Annotated in this window: 30 protein-coding genes; 20 read left to right on the top strand and 10 right to left on the bottom strand. The window is 65.8% G+C overall.

The genetic code is table 11. The features are described from left to right. Positions 1-99: 99 nt before the first annotated feature. Together VF992_05530 and VF992_05525 are read right to left on the bottom strand one after the other, a co-directional pair. The gene (locus VF992_05530; protein ID HEX9340616.1) at positions 100-1,161 is read right to left on the bottom strand and encodes a HisA/HisF-related TIM barrel protein; all 1,062 of its coding nucleotides are present in this window, start codon (positions 1,159-1,161) and stop codon (positions 100-102) included. A gap of 9 nt (positions 1,162-1,170) precedes the next feature. Further along, positions 1,171-1,317, bottom strand: a complete 147-nt coding sequence (locus tag VF992_05525) for a DUF2080 family transposase-associated protein (GenBank protein ID HEX9340615.1) — start codon at positions 1,315-1,317, stop codon at positions 1,171-1,173. A gap of 121 nt (positions 1,318-1,438) precedes the next feature. Here VF992_05525 and VF992_05520 point away from each other — a divergent pair, with 121 nt between their 5' ends. Beyond that, positions 1,439-2,194, top strand: a complete 756-nt coding sequence (locus VF992_05520) for a class I SAM-dependent methyltransferase (GenBank protein ID HEX9340614.1) — start codon at positions 1,439-1,441, stop codon at positions 2,192-2,194. 40 nt (positions 2,195-2,234) lie between these two features. Here VF992_05520 and VF992_05515 read toward each other — a convergent pair whose 3' ends face one another. Next, entirely contained in the window at positions 2,235-2,513 is a 279-nt protein-coding gene (locus VF992_05515) for a hypothetical protein (GenBank protein HEX9340613.1), read from the bottom strand. Positions 2,514-2,564: 51 nt separating this feature from the next. Then, the gene (locus VF992_05510; protein ID HEX9340612.1) at positions 2,565-2,849 is read right to left on the bottom strand and encodes a hypothetical protein; all 285 of its coding nucleotides are present in this window, start codon (positions 2,847-2,849) and stop codon (positions 2,565-2,567) included. A 64-nt stretch (positions 2,850-2,913) separates the two neighbouring features. Between VF992_05510 and VF992_05505 the strand changes: the two genes are divergently transcribed. The 7 genes from VF992_05505 to VF992_05475 all read left to right on the top strand — a co-directional run bounded on the left by VF992_05505 (position 2,914) and on the right by VF992_05475 (position 8,822). Then, on the top strand, positions 2,914-4,332 hold the full coding sequence (locus VF992_05505) for a hypothetical protein (GenBank protein ID HEX9340611.1): 1,419 nt from the start codon (positions 2,914-2,916) through the stop codon (positions 4,330-4,332). A gap of 52 nt (positions 4,333-4,384) precedes the next feature. Then, the gene (locus VF992_05500) at positions 4,385-5,173 is read left to right on the top strand and encodes an enoyl-CoA hydratase-related protein (GenBank protein ID HEX9340610.1); all 789 of its coding nucleotides are present in this window, start codon (positions 4,385-4,387) and stop codon (positions 5,171-5,173) included. A 126-nt stretch (positions 5,174-5,299) separates the two neighbouring features. Continuing rightward, positions 5,300-6,079, top strand: a complete 780-nt coding sequence (locus VF992_05495; GenBank protein HEX9340609.1) for an enoyl-CoA hydratase-related protein — start codon at positions 5,300-5,302, stop codon at positions 6,077-6,079. Between the two features lie 88 nt (positions 6,080-6,167). Next, on the top strand, positions 6,168-7,295 hold the full coding sequence (locus VF992_05490) for a hypothetical protein (GenBank protein ID HEX9340608.1): 1,128 nt from the start codon (positions 6,168-6,170) through the stop codon (positions 7,293-7,295). Positions 7,296-7,405: 110 nt separating this feature from the next. After that, positions 7,406-8,059 (top strand): 7-cyano-7-deazaguanine synthase, encoded by a 654-nt coding sequence (locus VF992_05485; GenBank protein HEX9340607.1) that lies wholly within the window; start codon positions 7,406-7,408, stop codon positions 8,057-8,059. A 52-nt stretch (positions 8,060-8,111) separates the two neighbouring features. Continuing rightward, positions 8,112-8,447 carry a cupin domain-containing protein gene (locus tag VF992_05480; protein HEX9340606.1) on the top strand — a complete coding sequence of 112 codons (336 nt, stop codon included), beginning with the start codon at positions 8,112-8,114 and terminating at the stop codon, positions 8,445-8,447. A gap of 48 nt (positions 8,448-8,495) precedes the next feature. Further along, entirely contained in the window at positions 8,496-8,822 is a 327-nt protein-coding gene (locus tag VF992_05475; GenBank protein HEX9340605.1) for a 6-carboxytetrahydropterin synthase, read from the top strand. A 3-nt stretch (positions 8,823-8,825) separates the two neighbouring features. Here VF992_05475 and VF992_05470 read toward each other — a convergent pair whose 3' ends face one another. Beyond that, positions 8,826-9,326 carry a hypothetical protein gene (locus VF992_05470; protein ID HEX9340604.1) on the bottom strand — a complete coding sequence of 167 codons (501 nt, stop codon included), beginning with the start codon at positions 9,324-9,326 and terminating at the stop codon, positions 8,826-8,828. A gap of 83 nt (positions 9,327-9,409) precedes the next feature. Between VF992_05470 and VF992_05465 the strand changes: the two genes are divergently transcribed. From VF992_05465 to VF992_05435, 7 genes are all read left to right on the top strand, one after another. Beyond that, a complete protein-coding gene (locus VF992_05465) occupies positions 9,410-10,021 on the top strand; it encodes a hypothetical protein (GenBank protein HEX9340603.1) in 612 nt (203 codons plus the stop codon). 9 nt (positions 10,022-10,030) lie between these two features. Continuing rightward, positions 10,031-10,774 carry an NRDE family protein gene (locus tag VF992_05460; GenBank protein ID HEX9340602.1) on the top strand — a complete coding sequence of 248 codons (744 nt, stop codon included), beginning with the start codon at positions 10,031-10,033 and terminating at the stop codon, positions 10,772-10,774. 50 nt (positions 10,775-10,824) lie between these two features. Beyond that, positions 10,825-11,676, top strand: coding sequence for an amidohydrolase family protein (locus VF992_05455; protein HEX9340601.1), 852 nt, complete (start codon positions 10,825-10,827; stop codon positions 11,674-11,676). 81 nt (positions 11,677-11,757) lie between these two features. After that, complete coding sequence (gene msrA, locus VF992_05450; protein ID HEX9340600.1) at positions 11,758-12,324, top strand: peptide-methionine (S)-S-oxide reductase MsrA; 567 nt, start codon at positions 11,758-11,760, stop codon at positions 12,322-12,324. Positions 12,325-12,349: 25 nt separating this feature from the next. Further along, entirely contained in the window at positions 12,350-14,455 is a 2,106-nt protein-coding gene (locus VF992_05445) for a thioredoxin domain-containing protein (protein HEX9340599.1), read from the top strand. A 157-nt stretch (positions 14,456-14,612) separates the two neighbouring features. Beyond that, on the top strand, positions 14,613-14,843 hold the full coding sequence (locus VF992_05440) for a hypothetical protein (GenBank protein ID HEX9340598.1): 231 nt from the start codon (positions 14,613-14,615) through the stop codon (positions 14,841-14,843). Positions 14,844-14,967: 124 nt separating this feature from the next. Further along, a complete protein-coding gene (locus VF992_05435) occupies positions 14,968-15,168 on the top strand; it encodes a hypothetical protein (protein ID HEX9340597.1) in 201 nt (66 codons plus the stop codon). 134 nt (positions 15,169-15,302) lie between these two features. On the opposite strand, the gene VF992_05430 is transcribed toward VF992_05435, so the two are convergent. From VF992_05430 to VF992_05415, 4 genes are read right to left on the bottom strand one after another with little or no spacing between them, the layout of a single operon-like run. Then, complete coding sequence (locus tag VF992_05430; GenBank protein HEX9340596.1) at positions 15,303-16,247, bottom strand: NAD-dependent epimerase/dehydratase family protein; 945 nt, start codon at positions 16,245-16,247, stop codon at positions 15,303-15,305. Then, a complete protein-coding gene (locus tag VF992_05425; GenBank protein ID HEX9340595.1) occupies positions 16,244-16,672 on the bottom strand; it encodes a thioesterase family protein in 429 nt (142 codons plus the stop codon). Before VF992_05425 ends, VF992_05430 begins: the two co-directional genes overlap by 4 nt. A 44-nt stretch (positions 16,673-16,716) precedes the next feature. Continuing rightward, positions 16,717-17,262: a gamma carbonic anhydrase family protein gene (locus tag VF992_05420; GenBank protein ID HEX9340594.1), complete on the bottom strand. Its 546-nt coding sequence runs from the start codon at positions 17,260-17,262 to the stop codon at positions 16,717-16,719. Positions 17,263-17,266: 4 nt separating this feature from the next. Beyond that, positions 17,267-18,718, bottom strand: coding sequence for an aldehyde dehydrogenase family protein (locus VF992_05415; GenBank protein ID HEX9340593.1), 1,452 nt, complete (start codon positions 18,716-18,718; stop codon positions 17,267-17,269). A gap of 106 nt (positions 18,719-18,824) precedes the next feature. On the opposite strand from VF992_05415, the gene VF992_05410 reads away from it, so the two are divergent. The 3 genes from VF992_05410 (at position 18,825) to aceA (ending at position 22,621) form a co-directional block, all read left to right on the top strand. After that, positions 18,825-19,547 carry a class I SAM-dependent methyltransferase gene (locus tag VF992_05410; protein HEX9340592.1) on the top strand — a complete coding sequence of 241 codons (723 nt, stop codon included), beginning with the start codon at positions 18,825-18,827 and terminating at the stop codon, positions 19,545-19,547. Between the two features lie 60 nt (positions 19,548-19,607). Next, positions 19,608-20,546, top strand: coding sequence for a deoxyribonuclease IV (locus VF992_05405; protein ID HEX9340591.1), 939 nt, complete (start codon positions 19,608-19,610; stop codon positions 20,544-20,546). Positions 20,547-21,280: 734 nt separating this feature from the next. Then, a complete protein-coding gene (gene aceA / locus VF992_05400; protein HEX9340590.1) occupies positions 21,281-22,621 on the top strand; it encodes an isocitrate lyase in 1,341 nt (446 codons plus the stop codon). 9 nt (positions 22,622-22,630) lie between these two features. Here the strand turns inward: aceA and VF992_05395 are convergent, their stop codons facing one another. After that, positions 22,631-23,851 (bottom strand): hypothetical protein, encoded by a 1,221-nt coding sequence (locus VF992_05395; protein ID HEX9340589.1) that lies wholly within the window; start codon positions 23,849-23,851, stop codon positions 22,631-22,633. Between the two features lie 87 nt (positions 23,852-23,938). Here VF992_05395 and trxB point away from each other — a divergent pair, with 87 nt between their 5' ends. Together trxB and VF992_05385 are read left to right on the top strand one after the other, a co-directional pair. Beyond that, positions 23,939-24,868, top strand: coding sequence for a thioredoxin-disulfide reductase (gene trxB / locus VF992_05390; GenBank protein ID HEX9340588.1), 930 nt, complete (start codon positions 23,939-23,941; stop codon positions 24,866-24,868). Positions 24,869-24,956: 88 nt separating this feature from the next. Further along, on the top strand, positions 24,957-26,501 hold the full coding sequence (locus tag VF992_05385; protein ID HEX9340587.1) for a kelch repeat-containing protein: 1,545 nt from the start codon (positions 24,957-24,959) through the stop codon (positions 26,499-26,501). Positions 26,502-26,751 lie beyond the last annotated feature (250 nt).

Below are 26,751 nucleotides of genomic sequence, written 5' to 3'. Positions count from 1 at the left end.
GAGCCGCTTGGCGGCCTTATAGTTATGTCAGAATTCTTAACGGACTGGCTGCGGGGACGGAACTTCTGTGCGATCCCCGGTAAAAGGCGTCCCACGTCTTCAGGAGGGACCCGGCACGGCGTCCGGGGCCGGCGGGGTGCGTGGCGCGGCGGCGGGTGCGGTCGCTTCCGTCGTCGACCGCTCTTTCGGAGGGCGCATCAGGTCGCGGATTACGGGCGTGTACGGATCGACAAGGCCGCCCGCGAACCCGCGCTCGCCCAGCGCCGCCACGTCGGTTTCCTGGATGCCGCCGCCGATGTACAGCTCCGCGTCCAGCCCTTCCAGGAGGGCGAGGAGCGCCGGGTCGGGGCCGAGTTCCGTCCCGAGGCGTCGCAAGTCCATGACGCACAACGACGGAAAGCCGATCGATCGAAGGCGCTTCGCGACGTGCCGCAGCTCGACCTGCGTTTCCCGCGGGTCTCCCCAGACGACGCGGCCGTCCCAGTCGAGGCACGGCAACACCTCCGACGAAAGCCCGTACAGCTCCGCGAACGCGCCGATGCCGCGGAGGGTCTTTGAACCCGCGACGACCCGCTCGACGTCGAGCATGTAGCCGTCCATGACCTCTTCCGGCTCGCGGCCGCCGGAGTCGAGCCAGACGTCGCACCGTTTCACGAGATGTCGCGTCACATCGAAGTTCGGGTTCGCGCGGTTCACGCCGCTCAGGTCGAGCATGAATACGAGGGCCGCATTGTACCGCGGGCCCCCGATCGCGTCCCAGTACTCCTGGAACGAGGCGCGGTACGCCGTCGGTTGAAGCCGGCCGTCCTCCCACCGGACGCCCGTGACGTTGGCGACGCGGATCGGGATGAGGTCGAGGACCTTGATGTCAATCAGCGGGTCCGTTTGGATCGGGAGGATCGGGATGCTGCGAACCCCCTTGTTCGCGGACTTCGGCTCGGCGGGCCACAGCCCTTTCTTCTCCCGCTCGAACTGCGCGCGCTCCTCGGCGGTGTCGAAGAGGATCGGGAGGCCCTCGTAGCCGCACACATGGCACACGTAGGCCCGGCTGTCGCTATCGATCCCCGCAATCGGCCCCATCACGAGGAGCTTCGGGTGCACTTGGTCGCTGCCGCATCGCGCGCAGGCAGCGAAGTCGGTCGGCCCGAAGCGGCTCGCCATACGCGGTCCTCACTCGACGCGAATGACCTTCACTCGCTTGCCGATCCAGTCCGGCGGCAAGTACACGCGACCCGAGCTGCCGCTCTTCGCAACGACCTTCTCGAGCATCTCCTGACCGAAAACCTCGAACTTCGCTTCCTTGCGGACGCGCGCCATCTCCGACCCCGGCGGCGCTAGGGCATCGGACGGCATAAAGGCTTGCGCGCCCCGACTATCTTGTAGCTGCGCGCTCGCGGGGGGAAGGCTCAATACGACAACGTCGCATCCGGCGGCGACCGTGCCGACGTCCTCGCAGAAACCGCCTCCCGGATCCTCGTTCGAGCTGTACGCGCGCGCGATGCTCGATCATTGGCTCGGGAAGAAGGTCCTCGTGGAGTTCGAGCGGGACGACGGGTACCGCAGCGCCTCGAAGATCGAGGGTTCCTTCGCGCCCTCGAGCCGGTGGCCTCGGATGGAACGGGAGGCGCTGCGGCTCGTCCGCGGCCGCGTCCTGGACCTCGGATGTGGACCCGGCCGACACGCCCTTTTCCTCCAGAAGAAAGGGTTCGACGTCGTCGGCGTGGACGCGTCCCCGACGCAGGTTGCGCTCGCACGGATCCGCGGCCTCGCGCAGGTGTACGAGGCGAGCGTGCGGCGCCTGCCGCGGGGCCTGGGGACGTTCGACACGGTCCTGATGCTGGGCAACAACCTCGGCCTGCCGGGGGATCTCCCACGGACGCGGCGCTTCCTGCGGGAGCTCCGGGAAATCACCCGGACGCGCGCTCGGATCATCGGCAACAGCCGGATTCCCGGCACGTGGTCGGACGACCACCTGCCGTACGTGAAACGGAACCTGCGGAGGAAACGGCCGGCCGGCCTGCTCATCTTGCGCGTGCGCTACAGAGGCAAGGTGGGGGACTGGTTCGAACTCCTGCTCATTTCACCGGAGGAACTCGCGCGGCTCGCGGAGGGGACGGGATGGGAACTCGTCCGCGTAATCTGGGAAGGCGGATACGTGCCCGGGGACTACGTCGGCGTGCTCGAGCGTCGTTGAGGCAAAAGGGGGAAGTCCTGCCGTCCGGATCGACATCCGACTACGGCAGGATGACCCAAGTGGGCGGTCCTCCGGACGTGACCCAAGTCGGCGGCCCGTATGGGGCGCTGTCGTTGAGCCACGCGGGCGGGCCCGGCGGCACTTGGTTCACCGTGGCGTTGGGGTGGCCGCTGACGTCGGCTCCGGACTGTGCTGCCGAAGCCGCGTCCGCGGCATGTTGATTCGCCTGCGAAGGCAAACCGACCCCGAGTGCCACGGCAGCCGTGAGCGCGAGGCCCACGGCGAGGGCGAACGCCGCAATTCCGAATGCTCTGTTCATGCGGGGCTTTACCTCTTCGCAAGTCGAGCACGAGTGCCCGCTAGAAGTAGGTTATTGGACGGTCGTCAAAGGGATAATGGATTCCGGCGCCGGTCGGCGCAGGATCGCGAGGACCTCGATCCGCAGGAAGGGAGCGGGAAGTAGGCGATCGGCCTTCGCCCCCACGGAGAAGATCCCAAGATCGGGCGCCACAAGTATCTGCGGCGCCTCGTCGCGGTCGTGGGACTCCTCGCGCTCTTCGAAATCCTCGTGTGATTCCTGGGTGGGGACCCGCGGGCTGGGGGCGTTCGTCGCCTTCGGAGTCGTCGTGCTCGGATCCGAGGCCGACCGACGCATCGCGAGGGCGTGAGGGCGCGCGCAAGAAAGGTTCATCCTTCCCCGTGTGCATCGTACAGGCGGCATGCCGTTCCTCGACCAATTCCGGATCGAGTCGCTCCCGAAAAAATGGCAGGACGAGGGGAAGCGCTGGCAGGAGACGTACTTCCCCGAGATGCCGGAGGTCTTGGACCAGCCGAACTGGTCGCGGTACTACCCAGAGACGCCGATGCCACGCCTGAGCGTGATCATGGCGAAGCCAGACGGCTTCGGCGGGTTCGCTCAGAAGGTCGTCGGGTCGACGTCGGCGACGGCCAGCCTCTCGAACCGGGTCTGGACCGCGGACAAGATGCCGGATGCGCAGTTCATGACCGCGCTCAAGATCATCCGCGCGCAGGCGTCGACGGAGCTCGGGTCGATTCAGCAACACCGCATGGTGTACGAACAGCTGGACGGCGGCTCTCTCACCGGCTTCGACAAGGAGATCGTCGAGGGCATCCACCGGACGGACCCGACGGGCCACCGGCTCGATGCGATCTCGTTCTCGAAGAAACGGGTATGCGTCGAGGAACTGCGGCACCACATGCAGATGGCGGGCGTGCTGACGCTCGACGAGACGTTCGACAAGGCGCGGTGGGGCCGCCGCTGGGCCACGGAGACGATGGAGGAGCTCTTCGCGATGAAGCCGGGCGAGCACGTCCTCGACGCCTTCAACATCGAGTTCAAGAGCCTCATGGACTCCGCGACGTTCCTGTCGTTCATCGACCGCGTCGGGAAGTTCCAGCTCGAGATGCAACATCACTTCCTTTACGGCCCCATGGCAATCTCGATGCCCTGGATGCGCTTCCTCGAGGAATCGTACCATCTCGCCGCAGGCGAGACGCTCATGAAGGCAATCGCGGTCGCCGCGACCCTCGACGGCGGGAACTTTGGAATCGCGGATCTGCAGGCGACGCTGAACATGTGGTACCCCCGCGGGCTCGAGATGTTCGGGTCCGAACTCGGCGGGGATCTCGTCAAGGGCGTCTTCAAGACCCTGAAGAACGCCGAGGCGCAGGCGATCTACATCGACGAGGTCCTCGGGAAGGTGAAGGACGCGAACCTCGCGATTGTCCAGGCGAGGACGCGATGCTCCCGGGAGGAGGCCGAGGCGATCCTGCGTCGAACCCAGGAGAAGGGCGAGACCGTCCACGGGCTCACGAAGGACGATCTGTTGTTCCTCCCCGACCGGCGGTTCTTCCGGATCCGAGGACTCCGCGAGTACGGCGACTACCGGCTCCCCGGATCCGACGCGGCGGGGGTCGGGTACGTGTACCTGCCGTACGACGTTCACGGACGAGCGCTGGCCGACGACGGAAGACCGGTCGAACGCGCCGAGTACGTCGACTACCTCAAGACGGTCCTGCCCGCGCGCTACATGACGAGCCGGCACTGGGAGTTCGTCAAAGACGAGTTCCTGTTCAACGACAAGTGGGGGACGCCCGAGTCCGTCGCATCCCGCTGAAAGAGCCAGCTTTTATAACGACTTGAATCCTTGGCACGCCCGAGGCAGTGCGATGGACCTGAGATACATTTCCCTCGAGAAGAAAGACCGCGTCGCGATTGCGTGGCTCAACAAGCCGAAGGCGAACACCTACGATGCGGACCTGATGCGAGACCTCAGCGCGGTCGTGGACGACGTGCGGTTCGACGACAACGTCGACCTCTGCGTGCTCGCGTCGAAACTCGACGGCATCTGGTCGGCGGGCGCGGACATCAACCTCCTCGCGACCTCGACGCCGGATTACAAGGCGATGTTCTGCCTCGACTGCCAGGAGACACTGAACAAGCTCGAGAGCACGCCGAAGCTGTTCATCGCGGCGATCGACGGACATTGCGTCGGCGGCGGCCTCGAAATCGCGATGTCGACCGATCTCCGGGTCGCATCGGACGGCGCGTGGCGGATCGGCTTGCCGGAGGTCACGCTCGGCGTCCTACCCGGCACAGGCGGCACACAGCGTCTGCCGCGCCTGGTCGGCAAGAGCCGCGCAATCGACCTCATGGCCACGGGCCGCATGCTGACGCCGAAGGAGGCGCTGGACTGGGGCCTCCTGAACCGGGTCTTCCCACGGGAAAAGTTCTGGGAGGAGACGATGGCCTTCGCGAAGGGGCTGACGTATCCGCAGCACTCGGCGCGGGCCGTGGGCCTCATCAAGCGATCCGTGACGGAAGGCCTCGAGATGCCGATGTACGAGGGCCTCGCGCTCGAACGGGAGTTGCAGAACCGGCTCTTCGCCATGGCCGACGCGAAAGAAGGATTCCGGGCCTTCCTCGAGAAGCGGAAGCCGACGTTCCAGGGGAAGTGAGCGGGGGCCCCGCAAATCGATGGAAACCGCCGAGGCGACCGACGGGAACCGGGCGGCTTACCCCGTTTAGAGGTAACCCCGGAGCGAGGACTCAAGTCGCCTGAGGGCCTTCCTCCCGCCGATATCATGAACTTTGAGACGATTGTCACAAGCCGTCGGGATTCCGCGGGCCTCATCATCCTCAACCGTCCCGACAAACTGAACGCGATGTCGATGATGATGAAAGAGGAACTCATCCGCGCATTGCACGAATCCGACACGGACGCGAAGGTGCGCGCAATCGTGATGACGGGCGCAGGCGACAAGGCCTTCACGGCCGGCGCAGACATCCACGAGTTCCAAGGTCGGACGCCGATGGAACAGTGGCGCATGAACGAGCACGGAACCTTGTACGACGCGGTCGATCGGGTGGCGAAGCCCATCATCGCGATGATCAACGGCTACTGCTTCGGTGGCGGACTCGAGCTCGCGATGGCATGCGACATCCGAATCGCATCGGAGCAGGCGACGCTCGGGCAGACGGAGATCAACATCGGGATCATCCCAGGTGGAGGTGGGAGCCAGCGACTGCCGCGGCTCGTTGGCATGGGCAACGCGATGAAGCTCACCCTCACCGGAGATCGAATCGATGCGGCAGAAGCCCTCCGGCTCGGCCTCGTGGACGAGGTCGTCCCGCACGCGCGGCTCGAAGAGCGCACCTTCGAGATCGCCGGAAAGATTGCGGCGCACAGCGCCGTCGCGGTCCGACTGGCGAAGGCGGCGATTCACGCGGCGACGCGGCTACCCTTAGACCAAGGCCGTCGGTACGAGCAGAGCCTCTTCGCGCTCGCGATGGCGTCCGAGGACAAGGAGGAAGGCGTGCGGGCGTTCCTCGAGAAGCGCGATCCGGCATGGAAAGGCCGCTAAGGTCGGTTCTCAATCTTGATTTTTCGTGTCAGCCCCGATAACCACGTGAGAGGCCTCATAACCGCACGGCGGCGTCGAATTTCCAGACATGTCTGTCTGGTCGGGCATCGCTGCCGCAGGGGTAGCCATCGCCTTAGCCGTCGCCGTCTTCGGGCAGCCGACCTGGGAGTGGCGGCTCGAGAACGCGCAAGTCCGCGACGTCTGGCAATACGGCCTGTTCTCCGCGCATCGCGAACGGTTCAACAAGACATCGAACCAACTCGAAGAGTCCCGGTCCTATAGCTACGCCGAGCTCTCGGCGTCGCAACCGAACATGGCCCGCGCGTTCGGCGAGTTCGCCCAGTTCTTTCTGATCGGGATGATCGCGTCGCTCGGCGGCGTTGCCTTGACCGCGCTCTCGCGTTGGAAGGGGATACGCGGAACATACGCGGGCGTCGCGTTCCTCGGCGCCTGTGCTTCGATCCTGTACGCAACCTTCGCGATTGTCTTCACACTGCCTGCCGCGGCGACGGCAGACCTGCCGAGCCTCGGGGCCGGCATCCCCGAATTCCGGGGCCAGACGTACGACCCCGCGACCGGGACGGTCCTCGCATGGACGCCGGCCACGGGCTGGGTCCTCGCGATCGTCGCGGGGCTCGCGCTCGCTTGGGCCTCGTCGGACGTCTGGCACATCGCGTCGGTCAAGACGGCGAAGAAGGGGACCCCGGCGCGCGCCGTCGAGCTCACCCCTTTCACAAGGGCCTCGGCGGTCGAGCCCGAGTTGCCTCCGCCCCCGCCGACCGAGTTTGTCGTCGAGGTCCCGCCGGAGCCCGTGGTCGAGGAGGTCTTCCTGATCGGGCCGAACGGTCTCCTGGTCAAACACATGTCCCGGAGCCTGATGTCCGACAAGGACCGCGACGTGGTCGGGAGCATGATCTCCGCGATCTCGTCGTTCGTCCGCGAGGCCTTTTCCGAACGGGACGGCGAGGTCCACGAGGTGACATTGGGGGACCACCGCTTCGTGATGTGCAACGACAGCGGGGTCGTCGCGGCGGTGCTCGTGAAGTCTGGCCAGACGGAGGATATCGTCCACCGGCTGCGTCACCTGCTCGCGGTGCTCCAGGACCGGTACGGCGCGCGGCTCGTGCACTGGTCGGGCGAGACGATCGAGGGAATCGAGGACGAGCTGTCCGTCCTGTGGCAGCCGTACCACGTGCCTCCGCCGCCCGCCGCGTAGCGACCGAAGCACCGACGCGTGTCCGTTCCTGGGACAGATATTTATGGCGCCGAGGGCTCCCGTCCGCGGGTCCCTCGCGACTTCGACGAGGGGCCCAGGCGGCATGATGCATGGACCGCGCGATCGTCCTGCTTTCCGGCGGCATCGACTCGGCCGTGACGCTGTGGTGGGCGAAGGCGCGGGGCTGGGACCTCCAGCCGCTGACGTTCGACTACTTCGGTCGGCCGCGGCGCGAGAACGCCGCCATCGCCGCACTCACCGAACGGAGCGGCATCGAAAACGCCCGCCACGTCGATCTCCCCTTCCTGAAGGAGGTCCACGACCTCCGCGCGCAGGGGATCGAGAACCGGCTGCTCCTCGAGTCCCCCGAGGGCTACATCCCCGGGAGGAACCTGATTTTCTACGCCCTCGCGGGCTATTACGCGGAGCTCGGCGGGGTGCGGTACATCGTCGGCGGACACAACGGAATCGACCCGGAGTCGTTCCCCGACGCGAGTCCGAAGTTCTTCAACTTCCTGAACAGCGTGTTCCACCTGAGCCTCTGGTCGTACGACAAGTCGCCGGTGCAGATCCTCGTGCCGCTGAGCGGCAAGTCGAAGGAGGAAGTCGTGCGGATGGGCCTTGAGATGAACGTCCCATTCGACATCACGTGGTCCTGCTACTGGGACCGCGACGTCCACTGCGGCACCTGCGAGTCGTGCAAGGAGCGGCGCACCGCATTCGCCGCCGTCGGCGTCGAGGATCCGGTCGCGCACGAGGCGTGAGCGGACGAGACGCAAATCTTATTCGGGTGGGGCGATTCCCCGGCCGCACACCATGTACACGACGACGGTCCGGTCCGTCGGGCCCGTGCGTTTCCTGGAGGACGGCAGCTACAACGTCAAGATGCGCCAGCTCATCGGGCGCGAGGACGGCGCGCGGAAGACCTCGATGCACGAGCTGATCCTGGGCAAGGGCGGATACTCCGCGATGCACCGCCACGAGTGGGACCACCAGCTCGTCGTCACGGAAGGCCGCGGGACCGCGATCATCGGCGGCTCGAAGCTCGTCCTCCGCCCGGGCGTCGTGCTGCTCGTCCAGTCGAACGAGGAACACCAGTTCATGCAGCGGGGTACGGGACCGTTGAGGTTCCTCACCGTGACGCCGATTTGATGGCCGCGGTGGCCAATCTTTATGGCCGCCGGGCTCTTCGTGCGGACGATGAAGCTCGGGGTCACGGAGTACATCGACTGCGCGCACCACCTCCCGGGCCACGAGCGTTGCGGGTCCCTCCACGGTCACACGTACCAGATCGACGTCACCATCGAAGGGGAGCACAAGGGCGGGATGCTCCTCGACTTCGCGGAGATCAAGAAGGCGTTGCGCACGATCCTCGCCGAGTACGACCACAAAGACTGGAACGACTTCCTCGAGTACCCGACCGTCGAGAACATCTGCGAGCTGATTTCGAAGCGGCTCCAGGCGAAGATCAAGTTCCCGCTGCACGTCCGGGTGTGGGAAGGCCACGGCAAGTGGGCCGAGATCTGAGGCTCACATCCCTTCGGTCGCGAGGACCATCAGCACGACGATCACAAGCCCGAGACCGAGGCTGATGACTTGGGAGAGGTTGAACCGCTTCTGGAGGGCCCCGACCTCGGGACCGTGGGTGCACGACTCCTCCTTCAGGTGTCCGAGGATCTTCTTCGCGCTCCCGACACCGAACACCATGCCGATGGCGAACGTCGCGAGCGCCAGGACGAGGGCGAAAAGGAGAGTCCGCCCCCACGCGCTCCCCGCGAGGATGGCGACGTCGAATTCGCCAAGGTACAGGTAGAGGAGGAACCCGAAGAGGATTGTCATGACCGCGCTCCCCGGAAGGAACTGGGTGACGACCGGGATGAAATGTTTCATGAATTCCTTTCGGGAGGCCGCGTCGACGCGGGGGAGTACGCGACCGAGAACCCCGACACCGTACACGAGCGCGCCAATCCAAGCGATTCCGAACAAGATATGGAGGAACCGGAGGATCAAGGCGATGATGATTTCGGCCATGCGCCGCGAATAGCCGACCCACTTAAATTTTCTTCTCCGACGACGAGCGCAGGCTCATATCCCGTGAGCGACTTCGCCACTCCATGTCCGACCTCATTGAGGCGATCGACGCGGAGGCGCGCGGGGAGTTCGCGAAGGCACTCCCACACTACGCGACGCTCACGGAGTCCGGTTCTTCCCTCGATCGGGTCGGAATCTTCCAGGCGCTCGCGCGCTGCAGCGAGAAGCTCGGACGGCTCCCCGAGGCGGGCGTGTGGCGACGGAAAGCTGGCCAGGGATACCTTTCTCTCGAGGACGCCGTGATGGCCCGCGACGAACGCCAATACTTGGCCCTCGTCGAGTACCGCAACGCCGTACAAGACCTCCATGGCGACCCCTCGCTTCCCGACATCGCGAAGGAATATGCCTCCGTGTTGAAGGACAACTTCTCCGCCGGCGCGGAAGGGCTCACCCACGAGGGCCTGTTCGCGGGGGCGTTCTTCCGGACGCTCGGTGATCATCTCAGCGCGGCGAAGTACTTCTTCGACACGGCGGAGGCGATGAGCGAGCAGGCCTCGACGAGCGGCGACCCGACCCTTCGTCAGGCGACGATCGTCGCGTACGAGCGGGCAATGGAGTCTGCGACGAAGGCAGGCCGGGCCGATGTGGCTCGGGTGGCCCAGATGCGGGCGTACGATCTCAAACAGAATCCGTGAGGCCGGACGATGTGCACGCTCATCGCCCTCTGGCACTCCGTCCCCGGATACGACCTCGTGGTCGGGATGAACCGCGACGAGTCCGCGATGCGTCCCGCGGATCCGCCCGCCCTCATCGCGGAGGACCCGGTCATCGTAGCCCCGCGTGACCGCCAGGCGGGCGGCACCTGGCTCGGCGCGAGCGGCACCGGGCTCGTCGTCGCGCTGTCGAACCGCCGCGGCCGGACCTCGGCGAGCGCGCGATCCCGTGGACAGCTCGTCCTCGACACCCTGAGGCAGACCTCCGTTCCGGCGGTGGACATCCTCCTGGAACGCGAGGTGCGCGAGCACGAGTACAACTTCTGGAACCTGTTCGTCGCCTCCCGGAAGGAGGTGCGATTCTTCCGGTACAATGGCGAGATTGGAATGACGCGCGGCCGCGAGGGACTCAACGTCCTCACGAACGAGGGAGGGAATATCGCGACGGATCCGAAGGTGCAGACGATCCAAGGCCTCCTCTCAAAGACGTCGAACCGGTCGATCGAGGACGTTGTCCGGGCGCTCCAGTCCACGCTCCGGACGCACGCGTCCGGCCCGGGAGGCGTGAGCATCTGCGTCCACTCCCCCGGTGGAGGGACGGTCTCCTCGACAATCCTCGCTCTGAGCAACGCGGATCCCGGCGAGAACGTCTTGCTGTATGCCGACGGCCAGCCGTGCTCGACGCCGTATCGCGACTACCGAGAAGTGATCCGCCGTCTTCCGAGTCCGGTGTGACCTGAGCGCCTACGAAAAGGCTTTCGTGAGCCCTGGGCTACGGCGGCGCGTTGCCCGGAATCACGGACGTCCACGTGCACCTCGAGCCGTATCGCGAAATCAAGCCGAACGTCCTCGAGATGCTATGGCGAGAAATCCCTGACAGGGATCGCGCCCAGCGGCTCACAGACGACCCACGAGCCTTCTTGGACCATCTGGATGCCGCGAAGGTGGATCGGGCGTGCCTGATCAACTACGTCGCACCGGAGGTCATGGGATTTACCGAAGCCGTCAACGAGTTCGTCGCGGGGTTCGCGAAGGCGGACCGGAAGCGCCTCATCCCCTTCGGCTCTGTCCACCCGAAGCGCACGAAGAACCCGGAGCGGGACGTGGAGCGCCTAGCGTCGAAGCTCGAGATGGGCGCGATGAAGATCCATCCGCCCCATCAGCTGTTCGCGGCGAACGCGTACGTCGACGAGCGGTTCCCGGCGTTGCGGAGGATTTACAAGACCGCCGAGAGGATTGGAATGCCGGTGATGGTCCACACCGGCACGTCGATCTTCCCCGGGGCGCGGTCGAAGTATGGAGACCCGATGGATCTCGATGACGTCGCACAAGACTTCCCGGACCTCACGATCCTGATGGCGCACGGCGGCCGGCCGCTCTGGTGCGACACCGCGTTCTACCTCCTCCGCCGCCACCCGAACGTCCACCTCGACATCTCGAGCATCCCGCCGAAGCGGCTCCTCGAATGGTTCCCGCGCCTCGAGGAAATCCGGGACAAGGTCCTTTTCGGCTCGGACTGGCCAGCCCCGGGAATCCCCGGAATCCGGGAGGAGATCGACGCGTTGGGGGCTCTGGCCCTCTCATCCGAAACGAAGGAACGCATCTTCCGCACGAATGCAGCGCGGATTTTCCAATAGCCGGAGGGTGGGATTGCGGCCTAAGCCTGGCAAACCTTAATCCCGGTCCGACCATCCTGAACCCGACGGGGCTCTGATCCGATGGAGAACGGACGAGAGACGATCACCCTGGCCGGCGGCTGCTTCTGGTGTCTGCAGCCCGTGTTCCAGGAACTACGAGGCGTCGAGAGAGTCGAGGTCGGATATTCCGGAGGCAAGGTCCGGGACCCGTCGTACGAGATGGTGTGCACCGACACGACGGGCCACGCGGAGGCCGTCCAGATCACGTTCGACCGGACGATCATCTCCCTCGCCGAGATCCTCCGCATCTTCTTCACCGTGCACGATCCGACGACGCTGAATCGCCAAGGCGCGGACTTCGGAACGCAGTACCGATCCGCAGTCTTCTATTCGAACGACGAACAGAAACAGGCCGCACGGCAGGTCATCTCGGAACTCGAGGCGGCGAAGATCTGGCACGGACCGTTCGTCACGGAGCTCGCACCCCTTTCCGCGTTCTACCGGGCGGAGGAGTACCACCAGGACTACTTCCGCAAGAACCCGACGGCGGGCTACTGCCGCGCGGTGGTCGCGCCAAAGGTCGCGAAGTTCCGGAAGCAGTACGCGGCGAAGCTGAAGGCGCCGGTGACGGCACCCAAAGGCACTTAACGCGCCCCGCGCCTCCGCACAACCGATGGGGAAAAACCGCCTCGCCCGGGAGACATCGACGTATCTCAAGGGCGCGTCCCACCAGCCGGTCGACTGGCATCCGTGGGGCGAGGAGGCGTTCCGCCGCGCGAAGGAGTTCGACCGGCCGATCCTCCTCGACATCGGCGCCACATGGTGCCACTGGTGCCACGTGATCGACCGCGAGTCGTATGAGGATCCCGACCTTGCGAAGGTGATCAACGAGAACTTCGTCGCGATCAAGGTCGACCGAGACGAGCGGCCGGACGTCGACGCGCGGTACCAGCAGGCGGTCGGCGCAATTACCGGATCCGGCGGCTGGCCCCTCACCGCCTTCCTGACGCCGGACGGCAAGGTGTTCTACGGCGGCACGTACTTCCCGCCCAAGGACGCACACGGACGGCCGAGCTTCCGCCGCGTCTTGCTGTCGATGGCGGAGGCGTACCGCACGAACAAGGCCGACACCGTGCGGGAGGCGGAGTCGCTGCACCGCGCCCTCGCCGAAGGCCGCGCGGCTCTCGTCGAAGAGGGCGTCGTGAACGACGCGATGCTGAAGGAGAGCGTCGACACCCTCCGCGGCCAGTTCGACCCGGTGAACGGCGGCATCTCCGGCCAGCAGAAGTTCCCGCATCCCGGCACGATGGAGTGGGTCATGGCCCGTTACCATCGCACCCGGGAGCCGAGCCTCGCGACAATCTTCACGCGGACGCTCATGTCGATGGCCCGGGGCGGCGTGTACGATCAAGTCGCCGGGGGCTTCCATCGATACGCGACCGACCCGCAGTGGATCGTGCCGCACTTCGAGAAGATGCTGTACGACAACGCCGGCCTGCTCGCGAACTACGTGCACGCGTGGCAGCTCACGAAGGACCCGCTCTATCGCGAGACTGCGAACGGAATCCTCCGATGGGCCGAGGAAGTCCTCTCGGACCGCGCGCACGGCGGATACTACGCCAGTCAAGATGCGGACGTCGGTCTCGACGACGATGGCGATTACTTCACGTGGACGCTCGACGAACTCAAGGATGCCGTGACCGTGGACGAAGCGCGCGTCCTCGCTCTCCTGTACGAGGTCGGCGAACGCGGCGAGATGCGGCACAATCCGAAGAAGAACGTCCTTTTCGTCGACCAGGAGCCCGAGGCGATCGGGAAGGCCCTGGGCCTACCAGCCGAGCGAATCCTCGAGCTCATCGCGAGCGGGAAGGGAAAACTGATGGCCGCTCGGGACAAGCGACCGGCGCCGGCCGTCGATCCGACCATCTTCGCCTCCTGGAACGGGATGATGATCTCTTCCGTCCTCGAGGCGGCGATGGCCTTCGACCGGGAGGACCTCCGCGGATTCGCGTTGAAGTCCCTCAAGCGGATCCTGACGGACCTGTGGTCGAAGGAGGACGGCATGTGGCACGCGCTCGCCGGTCGAAACCGCAAAGTGCGCGGACTCCTCGAGGACCACGTCTACACGGCCGACGGGCTGCTCGCCGCGTACGCCGCCACCGCTGACCCCGCATTCCTGCGCAACGCGGAGGACGTGATGGCCTTCACTCTCAAGCACTTCTGGGACAAGGAAGGCGGCTTCGTCGATATCGCGGCGGACTTGCACGAGGGAGTAGGACTCCCGCTCAAGGAACTTCGCCGCCGGCCCGTGGAGGACTCCCCGTACGCGGGGGCAAACGCGGTTGCGGCGCTGGCCCTCCAGCGGCTGCATGCGCTCACCGGAAACGACGACTACCGGCTGCACCACGACGAACTCATGATCGCATTCGCCGGCGAGGCGAGCCGCTACGGCCCCGTGTTCGCGGGGACGTACCACCTCGCGGCCGAGCTGTGGATCCACCCGCCCGCCGAGGTCGTCATCCTGGGTCCGCGGGAGGACCCGACGACGCTCTCGCTACGCGCCGCGGCCACGGAGACCTTCGCGCCGGGGAAGAGCGTCCTCGTCGTGGACCGCGACGATGCGTACGTCCCGGCGCTCGTCGAGCCGATGCGCGCGACCCGCGAAGCGAAGGCGGGGCCCGTGGCCTTCGTCTGCCAGGGGAACGCCTGCTCCCCGCCGACGGCGGATCCCGAGCGCCTGCGCGCGCTCCTCGCCGGCAACGAACCGAAGGCCCGATGACAACGACGCCGATGGTAGAGCAGACCCGCGTGGGGATGCTCCCGCCCGGGAGTAAACCGGCGCGAGTGAACATCTCAACCCCACATAAACGACGCCAAGTTGGGCCAAGGTGTGTCGGAATGTATTTGGGGACAGAACGGAGATGGTGAATAGTCGTATGGCCCGCTTTCAGAGTGCGCTTGGCGACTTCCTCTTCTACTTCGCCATACCGTACGCAGCCGCTACCGGCGTCTTCACGCTCCTTGTTTGGCTTCGGAACCCTACTCGGTTCGACCAGAACTGGACGATCGGCCTAATCGCGGGTGGAGTCATTGGAGTCTTCGCCCTTGCCGGATTCGTCGCTCACCGCCGAAAGATTCAGGTTGAGCCGTGGCGGGACATGCTCTGAACCGTGCAGCGTTCGATAGATCGACCTTGATAGCGAACCCGCGCGGGCATGCTCCCGGCGGGATTGACAACTATCTTAGAACGGCTAGTCATGTTTATGGGTTTTCGCGTCCCTTCGAGTTGGAATGCAGCTCGCCCTTGAGAATCGGCTCAACTTCTACCAACGCGCTGGCCTGGCCATGGTTCTGACTGGCTCGGTCATGCTATTCGTTGTTTTGGCGGGCCTTGCTTTAGACTGGTTCCCAAGTCTGGCCTCTGGAATCGCCCTTTTCGGTCTCGGTTCCGTCGACGCGCTCGGTGGGGCTCTGCTGCTGAGATATGGATGAACAACCGGGAGAACGATCCAGCATAGGAGTTGGATATCCGACACGCGGTCCTTACTCCCAAGATAGAAGTGCTCCCGACGGGTTTCGAACCCGGGCGCCACGCTAATTATGCGAGTCCGCAAGACTCATGCGCCTCACGCGCCCGCGCGGACCCGCTGCCCCCGGAGGTACCCGTCCACCGTGGCCGCGAGGTCGAAGGAAGGCCGCCATCCCCAGTCCTCCCGCGCGGGCGTGTCTTCGAGCCGCCGCGGCCACGAGTCGAGGACCTTCTGCCGATCCGGATCCGGCCGGAAGGCAATCTTCGCACCAGGCACGCGGCGCCGGACCTCCGCGGCGATCTCGCCCGCGGCCGGACTGAACCCCTGGACGTTGTACGAGCAGCGGGTGACCTTCGCGCGCGGCGCATCGTGGACCCGGACGAGGCCGTCCACGGCATCCTCGACGTAGAGGAGGGGGATCCGCGTATCCTCGCGGCAGTACACCTCGTACGGCTCGCCCTGGATCGGGCGCTCGATCATGAACGTCGAATACGCGCTCATCCCTCCGGGCCCGCGGCCCGGGCCGAGGACTGACGGGAGACGGAGGGCGCGGAACTCGAGGCCGTACGTCCGCTGGTAATATTCGCCGAGCCGCTCTCCGAAGACTTTCGAGACGCCATATAGGGTCGTGGGCTTCTGGTCTTGCTCGTTCGGCGTGGGGTCGGGGGTCCCCGGGCCGAAGGACGCGATGGAGCTCGGGAACACGAATCGCGAGACGTCGAACAGGCGGGCGCCCTCGATCGCATGGAAGAACCCGTCGATGTTGACGTGGTAGGCCTCCGTCGGGCTGGCGATTGCGCCCGCGGAGAGCAAGGCCGCGAGGTGGAACACGGCGTCCGGCCGATGCCTCCGGAAGGCCTCGAGGACTTCGCTGAAGATGGCCACGTTGGCCACGTGCCTCTCGACCTTCCCTCCCAGGTCGGCGAGGCGGTTTTCGGGGAACGCGAGATCCAGGAGCGCGACGGAATCACCCCGCTTCACGAGGGCGCGCGCGAGCGGGAGGCCGAGGAAGCCCGCACCGCCCGTGATCAAGGCCTTCACGATTCACCGACCTGCGGCGACGCGGCTTCCAGATTCTTCTCCAGGAGCTGACGGAAGTCGGGAGGGATCGGCTTCGGTTTCCTCTTCTCGTAGTCATAGGATACGAGGACGCTCTTCGCGCGAGCGAGCACGCGACGGCTTTGCTTCTCTGCAACCTCGTAGCTTAGCGTGAAGGACGACGTCCCAATCTTCGAAGGCCAGACGGCGACCTGAATCTGGTCTCCCCAGACCGACTGGGATTCGAAGTCGATGTCCACGTGGGCCAGAATGAAGTCGATCTCATCGAGGCTCCGCTTGCCGGCGACTTCCATGTAGAACCGCGTCCGGGCGAGTTCGATGTACGAGAGGTAGACCGCGTTGTTCACGTGTCCCATCCCGTCGATGTCCCGGAACCGCATCTGGACGTCCGTCGTGAAGCGCGTCATCCCGGGGCGATGCCAGGGTTTCTCGAAAAACGTTTGGGTTCGGCTCACTCCCGCTGGATCAGGCGGGTGAATTCCTCGGACGGCGCGAGGACCACCTGTTTCGAGGAATCGCCCCGAACGGCCCGCTTCGGGGGGAGGCTCGCCGTTGCCAGGTCTCGGTAAATCGACCAGGACAAGCTGATCCGTCGTCGCAAGGTCTCGTCAACGGCTCGGATCGCCTTCGCGGGTACTCCGGCGATCAGCTGGCCGGAGGGAAACTCCGCGGACTCCCGGACCACGGCGCCGCTCGCGACGAGAGAGCCGGATCCAATCACGGCGCCGCTGTTGACGGTCGCATTCATGCCGATCAGACACTCGTCGCCAATCGTGCATCCGTGGACGACCGCCGAATGACCGATGGTCACTCGAGCGCCGATCCGTGCGGGCATCCCGCGATCCACATGCACGACGACGTGGTCCTGCACATTCGAGTCCCGTCCGACGATAATTCCGTCGAAGTCCCCCCGCAGTACGGCCCCATGCCAAACGCTCGCGCCGTCCTCGATCGTGACGTCTCCGACGACGACCGCGCTCGGCGCGACGTAGATCATCGGCTCACTCGAGGTTCACGAGGACGTTCTTCACGTGCGTGTAGAAGAGCACCGCGTCGGCGCCCTGCTCCGCACCGAGGCCGGACTGCTTCCAGCCGAGGAACGGCGTCTGCGGGAACGTGACCGGGTACTCGTTGACCGAGATCATCCCCGCCTGGAGCCTCCGTGCAACCGCATGGGCCTTCCCGAGATCCTGGGTCCAGAGCCCCGCGGACAGTCCGTACGGCGTGTCGTTCGCCTTCGCAACCGCATCGTCCAGATCGGAAAACCGCCACGCGGCCAAGACGGGCCCGAACACCTCCTCGCCCGCGACGCGTGCCGCCGCTGGCGGTTCCTCGAAGATCGTTGGCGCGAGGAAATTCCCTTCCTGCAGGCCGGGCGCGTCGGGGCGGCGACCTCCGGCCAAGACCTTCGATCCGTTCGCGATTCCGTCCTCGATCGCCTTCGCGACGTTTGCGGCGTGGTCTTTCGAAACGAGCGGCCCCATCTGGACTCCCTCGCTCAAGGGAGGCCCGAGCCGTATCTTCGCCGCAAGATCCGCGAGCTTGGCGAGGAACGACGAGGCGATATCCTCGTGAACCAAGAGTTTGGAGCCCGCCCAGCACATCTGGCCGGCGTTCTGGAACGCGCCCCAAAGCGCGCCCTGGACCGCGCGATCCATCTTCGCGTCCGGAAGCACGATCTGGGGATTCTTCCCGCCGAGTTCGAGCGTCGACGGCACGATGCGCTCCGCCACCATCCGCAGGAGTTGCTTGCCTGTCTCGGTCGACCCCGTGAAGGTCACGGAATCGACGTTCGGATGGGCCGCAAGCGCGCCGCCTACCTCGGCACCGGGGCCCGTGACCACGTTCACGACGCCCGCGGGAAAACCGGCCGCCGCAGCGAGCTCTCCGAGCTTCAGCGCGGTGAGCGGCGTGAGCGTCGCGGGTTTCAGGACGACCGTGTTGCCGGCCGCGAGGGCGGGCGCGACGCCCCGCGAGGCGAGGAGGAGGGGGTAGTTCCAGGGCGCGATGTGGGCGGTCACGCCGAGCGGCTCACGCAACGTGTAGTCGAGCCGCGCCCCCGGCACGGGGATCGTGTCGCCCTGAATTTTATCGGCAAGACCTGCATAATATTCGAACAGCTTGTACACGTACGCGATGTCGCCTTTCGCCTCTCGGATCGGCTTGCCGACGTTCAACGACTCGAGCCGAGCGAGCTCATCGAAGCGGTCCCGAACCTGCTGGGCGAGGAGCCACAACAGCCGCCCGCGCTTGCTCGGATCGAGGTCCCGCCATTCCGGCGCCTCGAAGGCCCGTCGGGCCGCATCGACCGCCGAATCGACGTCGTCTTTCGTCCCGGCTGCGACGCGGGCGATCGGCCGATTCGTCGCGGGATCCAGGACGTCCGTGGTCGCGCCCGAGGAAGCGGGGACCGATTTCGCGGCGATGTACAACCCGTGTTCTTGCACGTCCATCGTCGTCTCGCTCCACGAACGGGCCGCGACCTATAAGCGTGTGGCTTTGGCGCGGACGCACCGGTGGCCTCTTATCTCGCGCGGCCGATGCGCAGCGAGGAGTGCCGTGCCGGACGTCGTGCGTGTCAGCCGCACGCTCCCGTGGCGGGAGGCGGCAAAGGAGGTCGACGCCCTCCGGCCGATGCTCCTCGACCAGTTTCGCCACGAAGATCTCCGCGGGAAGTCCGTCTTGGATCTCGGCACGGGACAGGGTCGACTCGCGTTCGTCGCGGCGGCGGGCGGAGCCCGCGTGGTCGGCGTGGACCTCGATCGCGCGAAGCTCCTCCATGCCCGCGCTTACGCGGGCATCCGGGACGTCCGGAACGCGGAATTCGTCTGGGGCGACGTCGAGAAGACGCCGTACGCGGAATTCGTCCACGGGCCGATCGATGCGGTGACGAGCAACCTCTGCATGTCGCCGCCGATCGTCTGGCACGCGTCCCGCGCCCTGCGCCCCGGCGGGCTGTTCATCTTCTGCTGCCATCACGGGGACCACTGGAAGGAGACCCGCCGTGGATCGCGCTGGGCGTTTTACGAGGACACGATGACGGACCTGCTCGAGGAGAACCGCCTCACGGTCGAGTTCATGGGCGTCGACACGGCCGTCGCGACGTTCGAAGTGTTGCGGGAGGTCGAGCTCTTCCTCCGAGACGCGACGGTCCGCCAATGGGTCGAGGACGGGCGATGGGAGGAACTCGCGGACTCGTTCGCGCGGGGGGAGAAGCAGCTCACCCTCTCCTTCCTCATCGGGAAGGCGCGTCGCATCCCCGGTCCGTACGCCGCCGAGTAGAGCCGTGTCGATTCGGCAAAGCTCATCCGCCCGGAGCCGTTCCCGGGCCGGGGGAACGCCATGTATCTGGGCGCACACGTCTCGATCGCGGAGAACATCGCCCTCGCGCCGGAACGGGGCCGAGCGGTCGGCGCCGAAGCAATCCAGATTTTCTCGCGCAGCCCGCGCATGCTTCGGAAGACGAAGCCGCTGACCGAAGAGGAGACTCGGGGCTTCCGCGAGAACATGGCGAAGAACGGGATTGCGCGTGCGGTGATTCACGCGAATTACCTGATCAACCTCGGCGGCCCGGATGACAACACGCTCAACTACAGCCGCGTGGCGTTCGTCGAGGAACTCGATCGGGCACACGCTCTCGGGGTCCGCGACGTCGTCTTCCATCCCGCCAGCCACGGCGGGAGAGGTGAAGCGTATTCGATTCGGGCGACGGCCGAGAGCCTCGACTGGTCGTTCGAACATGCGAACGCCCCGGACGTCTTTGCGGTCCTCGAGAACACGGCGGGGCAGGGCACCGTGATTGGATCGAAGTTCGAGCAGCTCGCGGAGATCGTCAAGGGATCCGCCCACCCGGACCGGCTCGGGGTCTGTGTGGACACTTGCCACACGTTCGCCGCGGGATACGACTTCCGCGCGCGAGACGGATACGACGCTCTCCTGAGGACGATCGACGAGACGGTCGGGCTGAGCCGCATCCGGGCGTTCCACTTGAACGACTCGGTCGGCGACCTCGGGTCCCACTGGGACCGCCACGAGGACATTGGGAAAGGCAAGCTCGGCAAGGAGGCGTTCCGCTTCTTGGTGAACGACGAACGCTTCCGCGAAGTCCCCGGATGCCTCGAGTTCCCCGGACAGGAGGGCGGCTACCGGCGGAACCTGAAAACGCTTCGCTCGCTCGTCACGGGCCCGAACCCACCGACGTCGCCGCGGGCGCCACCCGGCAAACGAGCCGGTCCCGGAACCGCGCAGCGAACCGGTAAGACCGCCGCGCGCGGCCCATGAGGGCTTCCGAGCCCCGGACGACGCGCGCGAGGCCGACGCCCATCGGCAACGCTTCGATGAGGGTCGGCACCGCGTCCCCGGCGGAGGTGATCCGGCCTCCCGGATCGACCATGTGGAACACCGCGAGCACTTGGTCGTCGGGCACGCCGCGCAAGAGTTCCCGCGACGACTGGGCCGGCCGAATGCGGATCCGCCGTCGGAGGTCCGCGGCGTGAACCCACCGACCGAACGCGCCGCAGAGCCCACACTCCCCGTCGAATAGGAGCACATACTCGCGAGCCGACATCGTCCCTCGATTCTCCTACGCAATCCCGAGCCTTAAACGAAACGCTCGTTCAGGACGACTTCGAGATGGTCCGTCTGAAAATCACGGGACCGAAGGGAGCGCGTCCGACCCAGGCGAGATGAGTGAACACATTGTACGTCACATCGTGGCCAAGCGTGTGCACTCGTGATTAGAATCGTTAAGTAGGGACATGCGCGTCGTTCCCATGGACGCGATGTCGACCGCCGTGCGAATCGGAGGGACGAACTCCGAACGATCTTCGCACCTCGCGGTCTCGTCGGTAGTTCTTCGGTGACCGGCTCCTGGGAATCGGGGCCGGTCACGGGTGGTCACTGCATGAGCACACGCTGGAACGGGAGACGGACGCGGGAGGAGGAGCGGAGCGACCGCACGCGGACGCCCGACGCCCTCTCAGGATCATCGAACGAGCGGGCAAGGGGATTCCGACATGATTGACGCAAGCGAGTTGGAAGCGCGCTGGAAGGAGGACGAGCGGTGGGCCGGGATCGTCCGACCGTACCGGGCCGAGGACGTCATCCGACTCCGGGGCTCGGTGTTCATCGAGCATACGCTCGCGCGGATGGGTGCGGAGCGGCTGTGGTCGCTCCTCCACTCGGAGCCGTATGTGCCCGCCCTCGGGGCGCTGACGGGAAACCAGGCGATCCAACAAGTTCAGGCGGGCCTCCAGGCCGTCTACATGAGCGGCTGGCAAGTCGCCGCGGACGGAAACGACGCGGGCCAGACGTACCCGGACCAGAGCCTGTATCCCGCGGACAGCGTGCCGAACCTCGTGCGGCGGATGAATAACGCGTTCCGGCGCGAGGACGAGAAGCAGACGATGTCGGGCCAGAGATCCACATTTTGGTTCGCGCCAATCGTCGCGGACGCCGAGGCCGGATTCGGCGGTCCGCTGAACGCGTTCGAACTGATGAAAGCGATGATCGAAGCGGGCGCAGCGGGCGTCCATTTCGAGGACCAACTGGCCAGCGCGAAGAAGTGCGGCCACCTGGGAGGGAAAGTCCTCGTCTCTACCGGTGTCTTCCTGCAAAAACTAGTCGCCGCACGTCTCGCCGCGGACCTCTCCGGCGTGCCGACGATCCTCATCGCGCGTACGGATTCGAATTCCGCGAGACTCATCACGACGGATGTGGATCCGAGGGACCGACCGTTTGTTGCCGACGGAGAACGGACTCCGGAAGGATTCCACGCGTACCGGGGCGGCCTCGAAGCGGCGATCGCACGTGGCCTCGCGTACGCACCGTACGCGGATCTCCTCTGGTGCGAGACTTCTGGACCGGACTTGAACGAGGCGATGGCGTTCGCGGATGCGATTCACGCCCGATTCCCCGGGAAGATGCTCGTTTACAACTGTTCCTCGTCGTTCAACTGGCAGAAGAAACTCGACGAGGGGACGATCGCCCGGTTCCAGCGAGAACTTGCGGACATGGGGTACAAGTTCCAGTTCGTCACCCTCGCGGGCTTCCACACCCTGAACCTCTCGATGTTCGAACTGGCGAGGGCTTACAAGGAGCGGGGGATGACCGCGTACACGGAGCTCCAGCAAGAGGAGTTCGCCGTGAAAGCGGAAGGCTACCGGGCGGCCCAGCACCAGTCGTTCGTCGGTACCGCGTATTTCGACGAGATCGCGCGGGTCATATCGGGCGGCGACGCGTCAACGGCCGCGATGGCAGGCTCGACGGAACGGGAGCAGTTTCAAGACGAACCCGCACCCGCCGAGACATCGGTCGCGAGGCGCTCGGCCCGTCCGTCGATTTCCGAAACCGGCTGATCGAGCGAATCAAAACGGCAACTTGCTCAGGCCGATCGCGAGCGGGAGGAGCGCTTCATCCTTCCCAAGGAAGCTCGCGGTTTGGAGGACCGCATTCAGATAGCTGATCGTGTGCTCCTTCTCGCCGACGGTCCATTGGCCGTAGAAGTCCACCGTCTTCGCGAGGAGATCCTCCAACGGGAGGCCGGCCTCGAGGGCCCGTCGCACGGTCTCTTCCGCGGGGGGCGACTTGTACCGCAGGCTCGACTCGAAGGCGGCCAGGATCGATTCCGGCCCGCTCGCCACCGACTCGCCGAGCCTCAGGAACTCCGGGTATCCGAATCGCGTCGTGAGCGTGCGGTAGAGTTTCCACAGGAGCCACGCATTCTCGGAGGGCGTGAGGTATCGAGTGGCGACCCGGGCGGCGTTGACCTGGCTCAGGGTGTGGCCGAGGAAGCCCGGGTCCGCGCTCGCCGCGATAAGGAGCGGACGATATGCGACGTCCGCCTGGCTTTCGAAGGCGAAGGCGCGCAACATCCCCTCGACGCGATCGAATTCCCATTCCTCCACGAGGCGAGACAGTCGATCCATGTCCGCCTCGCCTTGGCCTGCGTCCGCGAGCACGGGGATCTCGACCGGCGCGACCCCCTGAAGCGCCATCGCCTGGACGTACCCGAGGTTCGCGAGCGGGGTGAGGCCGCGCGGCGCCCCGAGGACTGAAGCGACGTCGGAATACGCGACCGCCATGGAGAGATTGTGGCCCAGACGGCCGAAGTCGTCGAGGGCCGTACGGATCGCGAGATGCGCGGCCGCCTCGATGCCGTGGTCCAGCGCGATTCGGCCGAGCAACGCGGCCGCCTTCGGCCCCACCTGGTCGTGGACGACCTTCCGGTACCCGGCCTCCATGTCCTCGCGTTTCGCGGATGGCACTGCGCGGGCGTTCGCCTCGGCCTGGACCGCCGTCAGGGGCCGTTTCTGCAGGCTGAAGTTGTACAGGACGAGGAACCGCAGGAGGCCGAGTCCTCCCGGCGGCCGCGTGAGTCGCAAGAGGTCCCGCCCCGCGTGGACGGTCAGCATGCCGTGCGGCGTGTGGAGCTGCGGGTCGTCGTGGTTCGAGACGACCGCGAGGAGTTCCTGGAGGATCGGCGCCGCGTTCGCGGGATCCTTCGCGAGCTCATCGAACAGCCTAATGCCTTTCTGGTGTTCGAACGTCGGGAGCAGGGCGAGCAGTCGATCGAGATCGGATGCCAAGCATCGACGGAAACGAGAGAGTGCCCTTTAGGTTGCGCATTGACGCGCAGGGCAACTCTTATGGGGAACCGGGACCTTCATTCCGCCGTGCCTCCATACGACGTCATCGTCATCGGCTCGGGCCCGGCAGGCCTCACCGCGGCGATCTACGCGACGCGGGCGAATCTTAAGACGCTCGTCGTCGCAGGTGCCGTCGCCGGAGGCCAGCTCATGATCACCACGGACGTCGAGAACTATCCGGGCTTCCCCTCCGGCGTCCAAGGACCCGAACTGATGGAGTTATGGCGCAAGCAGGCGGAACGATTCAAGGCGGAATTCGTCGACGACGACGTGACGAGAGTCAATTTCCGCACGAATCCGCTCAAGGTATGGACGACAGACAAGATGCACGAGGGCCGGACGGTCGTTATCGCGACTGGCGCGAACGCGAAGTATCTCGGCCTGCCGAACGAGGAACGGCTCAAGGGCCGTGGGGTGAGCGCTTGTGCGACGTGCGATGCATTCTTCTTCAAGGGTCTCGACGTCGTCGTGGTCGGCGGCGGCGACACGGCAATGGAAGAGAGCCTCTACCTGTCGAAGCTCTGCAAGACCGTTACGGTGGTCCACCGCCGGAATGCGTTCCGGGCGAGCAAGATCATGCAGGATCGGTTGTTCAAGACGAAGAACATCCAAGTGGTTTGGGACTCGGAAGTCGTCGACGTCCTCGGCGAGCAGAAGGTCGAAGGCGTCCGGATCAAGCACGTGAAGACCGGGAAGACCTCGGACCTGAAGGTGCAAGGCTTGTTCCTCGCGATCGGCCATACGCCCGCAACCCAGGTCTTTCAGGGACAGCTCCAGATGGAACGAGGCTACGTGGCCCTTCAACCGCACGATGGATTCTCGACGGCAACCTCCGCAGCCGGCGTCTTCGCCGCGGGCGACGTCCATGATTTCCGCTACCGCCAAGCCGTGACAGCCGCCGGGTTCGGGTGCATGGCGGCGCTCGACGCGGAGCGGTGGCTTCAAGCCCAAGCGTAGCGAGCGATAGGCGGTGTGCCCGTGCACCGACGGACGTCCGCGCACACGAAGGACCCAAATAACCGGGAAGTGATGAGTTGTCGGGCCGGTGGAAACCACGCTCAGGCACCTGCCGCCGTTCGTCCTAATCGTGTTCCTACTGGCAGCGGCCGCACCGTTGCCCGCTCCACGGGCCACTAGCGGCACCTCGGAGCTTGGCGGCTGGAGCACCGCGTCCTCCGTGAATGGCGCCGGGCCTGGTCCTCGGCTCAGCAGCGCCGGGTACTGGACCAACGTCACCCCGCCGCACGGGCCCGTGGCCGGCTGGGGAGCCGCGATCGCGTACGTCCCCGAACTCGGCGGGACCCTGCTCCTGGGCGGTACGCGCGGCTCGCCGTTCCTCAACGACACGTGGTTGTACAACTCAGCGCGGAACAACTGGACCCGACTTGGTCCGCCCTCCCCTATTCCGCCGATGCGGGTCGGGGCGTCGATGGTGTACGATCCTGATTCGAAGAAGGTGATCCTGCATGGAGGGATCCGGATATTCGAGGACCATTGCATCTCCGCCGCGGACGACACATGGGCGTACGACCCGCTGGCGAACACATGGGCGAACGTCACGCCGCGCGACTCACCGTCGCCCCGCACCGGGCACGCCATGGCGTACGATCCCATGACCCATCGGGTCGTCCTTTTCGGCGGTCTCCTCTTCTCATGCGCATTCCGAATCCCCGAAGACTCCGGCCCGAGGTTGGACGACACCTGGGTGTACGACGCGTCCGCGAACACGTGGACGAACGTCACGAGCGAAGTCGCTCCTCCTGCTCGCTCGGACGCCGGGATCGCGTACCACCCGAACGGTCCCGCAATCGTCCTGTTCGGCGGGGCCCCCGTCGACCAAGGATATCCGGGCAGCTGGGTCCTCGGTGACACGTGGTCATTGGACCCGCGAACCTACGCGTGGAAGGACGTCCATCCCGCGAGCCCTCCGACGGCTCGATCGGGGCTTCGGATGGAGTACGATGCCGAGGCGAGGGCCGTGGTGATGTACGGCGGATGCGGCGATGGATCGTGCGACCGAGACACCTGGTGGTACGACGCACGGGACGTGACCTGGATGCGGATGCCGTCCGCCGATTCCCCCGACTTCTCATACACGACGACGCTCGGCAGCTCGCCGGGGGCGCTCGCGTACGACCCGCGCGGCGTCGTGGTGGCCTATGGAAACTCGGAAACGTGGGAGTATCATGCGGTCCGAGGGATCGACCCGCTTATCGTCCGAGCCTTCGCGCGCACCACGAACGCGGCACAGCCCGGCACCGTCTCGTTCACGAGTTCGATCACCGGAGGGGTACCGCCGTACCGCTACGCGTGGGCGTTCGGGGACGGCGCAACGAGTTCGGATGCGAACCCCGTCCACACCTATTCAGCACCGGGAGGGTACCGCGTTGCATTCGTCGTGACCGACGCCGCCGACGCGTCCGCGACTTTCTCCCTTGTGGTGTCTGTGGTATCCGTCCCGGGCCTCGCGGCCACTGGCGGGGGAGTGCCGTATGCGGTGGCGCTGGCGGCCGCAATCGCGGTCGGTGGCGGAGGCTTTGCCGTGTGGTGGTGGACGCGAGGCGCGAGGGCTCGCGCCCGAAGACCGTGAGACGGCCGTCGGACGTCGAACGACGTCTCCGCCAACCCAAGCCCGACAAGAGATGTCGAAATTTTGAAGTAACCTCGCCTCCATAGAGCAGAGCTAGGATTCCATGGTGCGCATCTTCCGCGGCGGCGTGCTCGACGAGCGGTTCGAGGGCTCCGTCGTCGTGATCGGCCCGCGGTCGACGACGATGACCGGCCTGGTCCGCGGCGACCTGTTCGTCCGCGACAACAGCCTCTGCGACGTCACCGGGATG

Source organism: Thermoplasmata archaeon, assembly GCA_036395115.1.
Lineage (GTDB): Archaea > Thermoplasmatota > Thermoplasmata > RBG-16-68-12 > RBG-16-68-12 > RBG-16-68-12.
The sequence above is the reverse complement of the archived record's forward strand: the minus strand, read 5'-3'. Positions and strand labels throughout refer to the sequence as shown.

Bases quoted from the DNA above. Each gene is read 5' to 3' on its own strand.
- VF992_05490 (HEX9340608.1), top strand. From the start codon at position 6,168: ATGTCTGTCTGGTCGGGCATCGCTGCCGCAGGGGTAGCCATCGCCTTA.
- VF992_05415 (HEX9340593.1), bottom strand. From the start codon at position 18,718: ATGGACGTGCAAGAACACGGGTTGTACATCGCCGCGAAATCGGTCCCC.
- VF992_05500 (HEX9340610.1), top strand. From the start codon at position 4,385: ATGGACCTGAGATACATTTCCCTCGAGAAGAAAGACCGCGTCGCGATT.
- VF992_05495 (HEX9340609.1), top strand. From the start codon at position 5,300: ATGAACTTTGAGACGATTGTCACAAGCCGTCGGGATTCCGCGGGCCTC.
- VF992_05515 (HEX9340613.1), bottom strand. From the start codon at position 2,513: ATGAACAGAGCATTCGGAATTGCGGCGTTCGCCCTCGCCGTGGGCCTC.
- VF992_05480 (HEX9340606.1), top strand. From the start codon at position 8,112: ATGTACACGACGACGGTCCGGTCCGTCGGGCCCGTGCGTTTCCTGGAG.
- VF992_05435 (HEX9340597.1), top strand. From the start codon at position 14,968: ATGCAGCTCGCCCTTGAGAATCGGCTCAACTTCTACCAACGCGCTGGC.
- VF992_05485 (HEX9340607.1), top strand. From the start codon at position 7,406: ATGGACCGCGCGATCGTCCTGCTTTCCGGCGGCATCGACTCGGCCGTG.
- VF992_05425 (HEX9340595.1), bottom strand. From the start codon at position 16,672: ATGACGCGCTTCACGACGGACGTCCAGATGCGGTTCCGGGACATCGAC.
- VF992_05405 (HEX9340591.1), top strand. From the start codon at position 19,608: ATGTATCTGGGCGCACACGTCTCGATCGCGGAGAACATCGCCCTCGCG.
- VF992_05525 (HEX9340615.1), bottom strand. From the start codon at position 1,317: ATGGCGCGCGTCCGCAAGGAAGCGAAGTTCGAGGTTTTCGGTCAGGAG.
- VF992_05475 (HEX9340605.1), top strand. From the start codon at position 8,496: ATGAAGCTCGGGGTCACGGAGTACATCGACTGCGCGCACCACCTCCCG.
- VF992_05460 (HEX9340602.1), top strand. From the start codon at position 10,031: ATGTGCACGCTCATCGCCCTCTGGCACTCCGTCCCCGGATACGACCTC.
- VF992_05470 (HEX9340604.1), bottom strand. From the start codon at position 9,326: ATGGCCGAAATCATCATCGCCTTGATCCTCCGGTTCCTCCATATCTTG.
- VF992_05440 (HEX9340598.1), top strand. From the start codon at position 14,613: ATGGCCCGCTTTCAGAGTGCGCTTGGCGACTTCCTCTTCTACTTCGCC.
- VF992_05465 (HEX9340603.1), top strand. From the start codon at position 9,410: ATGTCCGACCTCATTGAGGCGATCGACGCGGAGGCGCGCGGGGAGTTC.
- VF992_05505 (HEX9340611.1), top strand. From the start codon at position 2,914: ATGCCGTTCCTCGACCAATTCCGGATCGAGTCGCTCCCGAAAAAATGG.
- msrA (HEX9340600.1), top strand. From the start codon at position 11,758: ATGGAGAACGGACGAGAGACGATCACCCTGGCCGGCGGCTGCTTCTGG.
- VF992_05510 (HEX9340612.1), bottom strand. From the start codon at position 2,849: ATGCGTCGGTCGGCCTCGGATCCGAGCACGACGACTCCGAAGGCGACG.
- VF992_05445 (HEX9340599.1), top strand. From the start codon at position 12,350: ATGGGGAAAAACCGCCTCGCCCGGGAGACATCGACGTATCTCAAGGGC.
- VF992_05420 (HEX9340594.1), bottom strand. From the start codon at position 17,262: ATGATCTACGTCGCGCCGAGCGCGGTCGTCGTCGGAGACGTCACGATC.
- aceA (HEX9340590.1), top strand. From the start codon at position 21,281: ATGATTGACGCAAGCGAGTTGGAAGCGCGCTGGAAGGAGGACGAGCGG.
- VF992_05530 (HEX9340616.1), bottom strand. From the start codon at position 1,161: ATGGCGAGCCGCTTCGGGCCGACCGACTTCGCTGCCTGCGCGCGATGC.